At 72.3% G+C, this 6,394-nt stretch carries 4 protein-coding genes; 2 read left to right on the top strand and 2 right to left on the bottom strand.

Going from position 1 to position 6,394, the window contains the following annotated elements; translation table 11 throughout:
- Positions 1 to 133 precede the first annotated feature (133 nt).
- Both ACBR40_RS26175 and ACBR40_RS26170 read right to left on the bottom strand, forming a co-directional pair.
- Positions 134 to 1,243 (bottom strand): acyl-CoA dehydrogenase family protein, encoded by a 1,110-nt coding sequence (locus tag ACBR40_RS26175; protein WP_371250446.1) that lies wholly within the window; start codon positions 1,241 to 1,243, stop codon positions 134 to 136.
- A 24-nt stretch (positions 1,244 to 1,267) separates the two neighbouring features.
- Positions 1,268 to 2,464 carry an acyl-CoA dehydrogenase family protein gene (locus ACBR40_RS26170; RefSeq protein ID WP_371250445.1) on the bottom strand — a complete coding sequence of 399 codons (1,197 nt, stop codon included), beginning with the start codon at positions 2,462 to 2,464 and terminating at the stop codon, positions 1,268 to 1,270.
- Between the two features lie 241 nt (positions 2,465 to 2,705).
- On the opposite strand from ACBR40_RS26170, the gene ACBR40_RS26165 reads away from it, so the two are divergent.
- Positions 2,706 to 3,515 carry an ABC transporter ATP-binding protein gene (locus ACBR40_RS26165; protein WP_344206412.1) on the top strand — a complete coding sequence of 270 codons (810 nt, stop codon included), beginning with the start codon at positions 2,706 to 2,708 and terminating at the stop codon, positions 3,513 to 3,515.
- A 22-nt stretch (positions 3,516 to 3,537) separates the two neighbouring features.
- Positions 3,538 to 6,360 carry an ATP-binding cassette domain-containing protein gene (locus ACBR40_RS26160; RefSeq protein WP_371250444.1) on the top strand — a complete coding sequence of 941 codons (2,823 nt, stop codon included), beginning with the start codon at positions 3,538 to 3,540 and terminating at the stop codon, positions 6,358 to 6,360.
- Positions 6,361 to 6,394 lie beyond the last annotated feature (34 nt).

Here is a 6,394-nt window from a genome sequence, read left to right as displayed (position 1 = left end):
GGACGACGCCGCCTGCGCCGACCAGCCCGCCGCCTCGGGCAACTACGGAGCCGTGGCCCACATCCCCTGACGAGCCCCGGCGGAAACGGCGCGGCCGCGGGGCCCCCGGGGGGGGGGGCCCCCGCCGCCGAGGTCACACGCCGAGCTTGTCGGCGAGCCGGTCGAGCTGGTAGTCGCCGTCGCCGGCGAGGACGTTTCCGGCGATCGCGTTCTTGTAGTAGAAGTGCGCGTCGTGCTCCCAGGTGAAGCCGATGCCGCCGTGCAGCAGCATCGTGTCCTTCGCCGAGGTGAGGTAGCCGGAGGAGGTGAGCGCCCGCGCGGCGGCGGCGGCCGCGCCGAGCCTGGCGGGCTCCTCGTCGGCCGCCCTGGTGGCCTCGCGCAGCGCGGCGTCCGACAGCGCCCACCAGTTGTACATGTCGGCGAGCTTGTGCTTGACGCCCTGGTAGGCGCCGATGGGCTGGCCGAAGGTGTAGCGGACCTTGGCGTACTCGGTGGTCATGGTGAGGCAGGCCAGCATGGCGCCGGACTGCTCGGCGGCGATCGCGAGGTTCGCGAGGTCGGCCACGCGGTCGAGGGCCGCGTCGGCGTCGCCCGCGAGCGGCCGGGCCGGGGTGCCGTCGAACGTCACGGTGGCCGTGCTGCGGGTCGGGTCGACCCCGGCGTCCCTGCTCACGGTGAGGCCGGCGGCGTCGCCCTCGACCAGGTACAGCCCCGCGCCGCCTGGCCCGGCGGCCTGGACGAGCAGCACGCCGGCCTCCGCGCCGTTCAGCACGGCGATCTTGGTGCCCGACAGGGTGACGGCGTCGCCGGAGCCGGTCGCGGCGGTGGCGGGCGTCCCGGGGATCCAGCGGCGCTCTCCCGGCTCGCTGACGGCGAGCGCGCCGACCAGGCCGCCCTCGGCGAGCCGCGGCAGGAGGTCGTGCTTGGCCGGCTCGTCGTCCAGGGCGAGGAGGGCTCCGGCGGTGAGCACGCAGGCCAGCAGCGGCGAGGGCACGAGGCCGGCGCCCAGCTCCCGCAGCGCCGCCGACAGGTCGGCGTGGGTGGCGCCGGCGCCGCCGTACTCCTCCGGGATGATCAGGCCGGCCAGGCCGAGGTCCCCGGCCAGGCGCGACCAGACCTCCGCGTCGTAGGCGTGCTCGCCGCCGACGACCTCGCGGACCCGCGGCATCGGGCTGCGCTCGGCGACGAAGCGCTTGACCGTCTGAGCGAGGCTCTTCTGGTCGTCGGTGAAGATGAGAGACACATCAGCTCCTGGAGGGTGGGACGGTCAGCGCGAGAGCTTCAACTTGTTGTACGGGGTGTTGCGGTCGACGCCGGGATCCTTGGCGAGCCCCAGCACCCGCTCGCCGATGATGTTGCGCTGGATCTCGTTGGTCCCCCCGGCGACGGCGTTGCCCGGCGCGGCCACGATGGCCATGGCCACCCGCTCCAGGTCGGCCCCGCCGAGCGCGAGGTCGGCGCCGAGGATGTCCTGTGCCAGGTCGGCGGCCCACAGGGCCTGCTCGGCGCCGGCCAGTTTGGCGGCCGAGCCGCGGGCGCCGATCGGGACGCCGGCCATCGACTCCTCGTGCAGCACGCGGCCGTAGGCGCCGAGCGCCGACTCGCGGGCGTACAGCAGCGCCAGCCGGCGCCGTACGGCGGGGTCGCGGTCCAGGCCGCGGGCGCGGGCCAGCTCCAGGAGCGCGTCGAAGCCGAGCGGGTTGGAGCGGGCGCGGGTGCCGGTGCCGATGGTGACCCGCTCGTGGCGGAGCATCACCACGGCGGCGGCCCAGCCCTCGCCGACCCGCCCGATGACCGCGTCGTCGGAGACCTCGACGTCGTCGAAGAACACCTCGTTGAACGGCGCGTGCCCGGTCGCCACGACGAGCGGCCGCACGGTGACGCCCGGGTGACGCATGTCGACGATGAACATCGTGATGCCGCTGTGCTTGGGCACGGACGGATCGGTGCGGGCGATGATGGCGCCGTAGTCGCTGTGCTGGGCGCCGGAGGTCCACACCTTCTGGCCGTTGATGATCCAGCCGGTCTCGGTGCGGGTCGCGGTGGTCTGCAGGCTGGCGACGTCCGAGCCTGCGGAGGGCTCGGAGAAGAGCTGGCACCAGATCTCCTCGCCCTTGAGCAGCGGCGGCAGGTAGCGCTTCTTCTGCTCCTCGGTGCCGAGCTCCAGGATGGTCGGGCCGGGCATGCCGAGGCCGATGACGAACGGCCCGGTGGGCAGCTCGAAGTCGGCCGCCTCCTCTGAGAAGGCGATCAGCTCGGCCGCGCCGAGGCCCTGGCCGCCGTACTCCTTGGGCCAGGTGATGCCGGCGAAGCCCGCCTCCCACAGCGCCTTCTGGAACCGCTTGGACTCCTCCAGCGGCACGGCGGTGCCCTCGAGGTCGTAGTCGGCCGCCTCGTCGAAGGGTTTGGCGTTCTGCTCCAGCCAGGCGCGGGCCCTGGCGCGGAACTCGTCGGTGGAGGTCATAGGCGTTCCTCTCGTGAGTGCTGTCAGGCCGCCGGGGCGGGGGGAGCGAAGGCAGGCCCGCGTCCGCCCATCCTTTGAAAACACGTTCTGTTTAGCGAAGGCTCTTCTGTTCGGGAGCGGATGTCAAGAGCAGGCAGACACCTTGTCTACAGCTTTGATATTGACAATGGCGACGCGTCTGGTCACGCTCCCTACAACGGAAACGGGTTCCTATTGTGTCTCCGCAGGAAGTGAGCACACCATGGATGTTGCACAAACCACCCCCGTCACCCCTGCAGGACCGGACACCGGGACCGTTCTCCGGCTGGCGGACGTGACGGTGCGCTTCGGGGGGATCACCGCGGTCGACGGCGTCACGCTCGACGTGCCGCGCGGGCAGGTGGTGGGCCTCATCGGGCCCAACGGCGCCGGCAAGACCACCCTTCTTGACGCGATCTCGGGGCTGCGCACCCCCACCGAGGGGCGCGTCGCCCTCGACGGCGCGGACGTCACCTCCCGGTCGGCCTCCTGGCTCTCCCGGCACGGCGTCCGCCGCACCTTCCAGCGGCACCAGGCGTTCGGCTGGCTGAGCGTGCGGCAGAACGTGCTCGTCCCGCTGGAGTGGCGGACCCGCGGGCGCGGGCTGCTCGGCGACGTGCTGGGCCTGCCGCACCGCCGGCGCGAGACCGCGGCCCTGCTGGAGCGGGCCGACGAGGTCATCGAGCTGTGCGGGCTGTCGGCGGTGCGGGACGTGAGCGCCGCGACCCTGCCGATCGGCCGGCTGCGGCTGCTGGAGTTCGCCCGCGCCATCGTGGACGCGCCCCGGCTGCTCCTGCTCGACGAGCCGACGTCGGGGCTGGGGCCGAGGGAGACCGAGCTGCTGCGCGAGGTCCTGCTCGGCCTGGTCCAGCGGCACGAGCTGACGGTCGTCCTCGTCGAGCACGACATCGACTTCGTGATGGGCCTCGCCGACCGCATCGTCTGTCTCGTCCAGGGGAGCGTGCTGGCCGACGGGCCGCCCGCCGAGATCCGTAAGAACCCCGAGGTCATCGCCGCCTATCTCGGCAGCTGACACCCCCTCTTAGGAGTCTTCGTTGCAGTTCTTCAGCATCACGATCAGCGGGGCGGTGTCGGGCGCCATCTACGCGCTGCTCGCGATCGGGCTCGTCCTGTCGCACTCGACCTCGCGCATCTTCAACTTCGGCCACGCGGCCACCGCCTTCGCCGCGGCCTACCTCTACCACCAGTTCCACGTCGCGCTCGGCTGGAACAAGTGGCTGACGCTCCTGGTGATCGTCGCCCTGTTCGCCCCGCTCATGGGCTGGGCGTGGGACCGTCTGGTGTTCCGCCGCCTGGCCGACGCCGAGGAGTCGACGAAGATCGTCGCCGGGGTCGGGGTGCTCATCGTGGTGCCGGCGTTCGTGCTGCTGGTGTGCGCGATCCTGCGGGACACCCTCGGGATCCCCTTCCAGGACGTGGCCGAGGTCTACCAGGTGCCCGGCGTGCTGCCGGCTCAGCAGCACCAGATCGCCGCGGGCCTGGTCCTCAGCAACAACCAGCTCGTCGCCCTGGGCGCCAGCGTCCTGCTCTTCGTCACCATGTGGGCCTTCCTCCGCTTCACGCCGCTCGGCCTGCACATGCGGACCGCGGTGGACAGCCCGGTGCTCGCCCGGCTGCGGGGCATCAACACGGGCCGGGTCTCGACCCTCTCGTGGGTGATCAGCTTCTTCCTCGCCGCCGTCGCGGGCGTGCTGGCCGCGCCGTTCCCCGGCCCGTTCGGGCTGGTCAACGACAACTACACCCTGGCGCTGTTCGTCGCCACCACGGCCGCGGTCGTGGCGGGGCTGCGCTCCGTCCCGCTCGCGTTCCTCGCGGGGCTGCTCATCGGGGCCGTGCGCAACATCGTCGTGGCGTACGTCAACGCGGACCACCTGGGCGCGTTCGGCGCCTGGGCCGCCAAGGTGTACGGCCTGACCGCGTCCGTCCCGTACGCCGTGCTGTTCATCGCGCTGATCCTGCTCGGCCACGACCGCAGACGGCGCAAGGCCGGCACCGCCGCGACGGCGGCCAAGCCCACCCCCGACTACCGGGACGACCTCAGCCCGTTCAAGAAGGCGTTGCCCTGGATCATCAAGTCGGCGGTCGTCCTGGTGCCCGCGCTGTTCCTCGCCAACGGCATCTGGCGGCAGTTGTTCATCTACGGGTTCGCGCTCGGCATCATCCTGCTGTCCTTCACCATCGTGACCGGGCTCGGCGGCATGGTGAGCCTCGCGCAGGGCGCGTTCGCCACCGCGGCCGGCCTCACCGTCGGCCTGCTGCTGGCCAACGGCTGGCACTACGTGCCCGCGACGGTGGTCGGCGTGCTGGTCGCCGCCGCGCTCGGCGCGCTGACCGCGCTGCCGGCCCTGCGATTGTCGGGTCTCAGCCTCACCTTCGCCACCCTGGCGCTGGCGCTGCTGGCGACGAACGTGCTGTTCAAGATGGAGTGGTTCTCCAACGGCACGGCCGGCTGGTCGATCCCGCGGCCCAGGTTCGGGCCGATCGACCTCGCGGACGACCGGGTGCTGCTGATCGTCGTCTTCCTCGTCGTGCTGCTGCTGGTCCGGATGGCGAACAACCTCACCGACTCGGCGGCGGGCCGCGCGATGATCGCCGTGCGGACGGCCGAGCCGGCCGCGTCCGCCTCGGCCGTCTCGCCGCCGGTCACCAAGCTCCTCATCTTCGTCATCTCCGCCGCCGTCGCGGGACTGGGCGGCGTCCTCGCCGTCACGGTCTACGGCACTATCCTGAACACGGCGAACCCGCCGCAGGCCACGTTCCTCTGGCTGGCGATCGTCGTCATCGTCGGCGTACGCAGCCCCGGCGGCGCCATCGAGGCCGGCATCATCAGCGCCGTCCTGCCCTGGATCATGGCCCACGGCTTCGACCTCGGGCCGATCAGCTGGGGCGGCACCAGCAACGACCTCATCCCGCAGGTGCTGTTCGGGCTCGGCGCCATCCAGCTCGCCGCCCAGCCGAACGGCCTGCTCGCCACGCAGTCCATGGCCGCCAGGCACCGGCGCGACCGCAAACGCGCGAAGGTCGCAGCGCAGGCCGCCGCGCAGGCCCCAGCTCAGGCCGCCGCCCAGGTCGCGCCCCCGGCTTCGCCCGAGCCCGCGATCGAGGTCGGCGAGCCGGCGGCGCCGATTGGATCGTTCCCGGCGGCCGACCGTTCGCCCGGCCTGCTGGAGCTGCACGGCGTGCACGCCGCGTACGGGGAGGTCGAGGTGCTCCACGGCATCGACCTGACCGTGCGGGAGGGCGCCATCCTGGCCCTGCTGGGCGCCAACGGCTCCGGCAAGACGACGCTCTGCGCCACCATCGCCGGCCTGGTGCCGGTGACGAGCGGCCGCATCGTGTTCGACGGCGAGGACATCACCGCGCTGGACACGCTGCGGCGCGTCGAACGCGGCCTCGTCCTCGTCCCCGAGTCCCGGGGCGTCTTCCCGTCCATCACCGTCGACGAGAACCTCAGCATCTGGCTCCCGTCGAAGGCCGACCGCGCCAAGGTCTACGAGCAGTTCGAGTCCCTGGCCCGGCGGGCCGGGCAGCCGGCGGGCAACCTGTCCGGCGGCGAGCAGCAGATGCTCAGCCTGGCCCCCTTCCTCGTCCGCCGCCCCCGCCTGCTCATCAGCGACGAGCCGTCACTCGGCCTGGCCCAGCTCGTCACCGCCGAGATCATGACCGCGTTCCAGCGCCTCCAGCAGGAGGGCACCACCGTGGTGCTCGTCGAGGAGAAGGCACGGGACGTCCTGACCGTCGCCGACCAGGTCGGCGCGCTGCAGACCGGCCACCTCCGCTGGGTGAGCGAACGGGCCGACGTCGACGAGCAGCGCGTCGCCGCCGCCTACCTCGGCATGTCCGCCGTCGTGCACTGACCCCCCGGCCACCGAACCTTTCGAAAGGCACACA

It is taken from the genome of Nonomuraea sp. AD125B (genome assembly GCF_041402765.1).
Taxonomy (GTDB): Bacteria; Actinomycetota; Actinomycetes; order Streptosporangiales; family Streptosporangiaceae; genus Nonomuraea; species Nonomuraea bangladeshensis.
The sequence above is the reverse complement of the archived record's forward strand: the minus strand, read 5'-3'. Positions and strand labels throughout refer to the sequence as shown.

Bases quoted from the DNA above. Each gene is read 5' to 3' on its own strand.
- ACBR40_RS26170 (WP_371250445.1), bottom strand. From the start codon at position 2,464: ATGACCTCCACCGACGAGTTCCGCGCCAGGGCCCGCGCCTGGCTGGAG.
- ACBR40_RS26165 (WP_344206412.1), top strand. From the start codon at position 2,706: ATGGATGTTGCACAAACCACCCCCGTCACCCCTGCAGGACCGGACACC.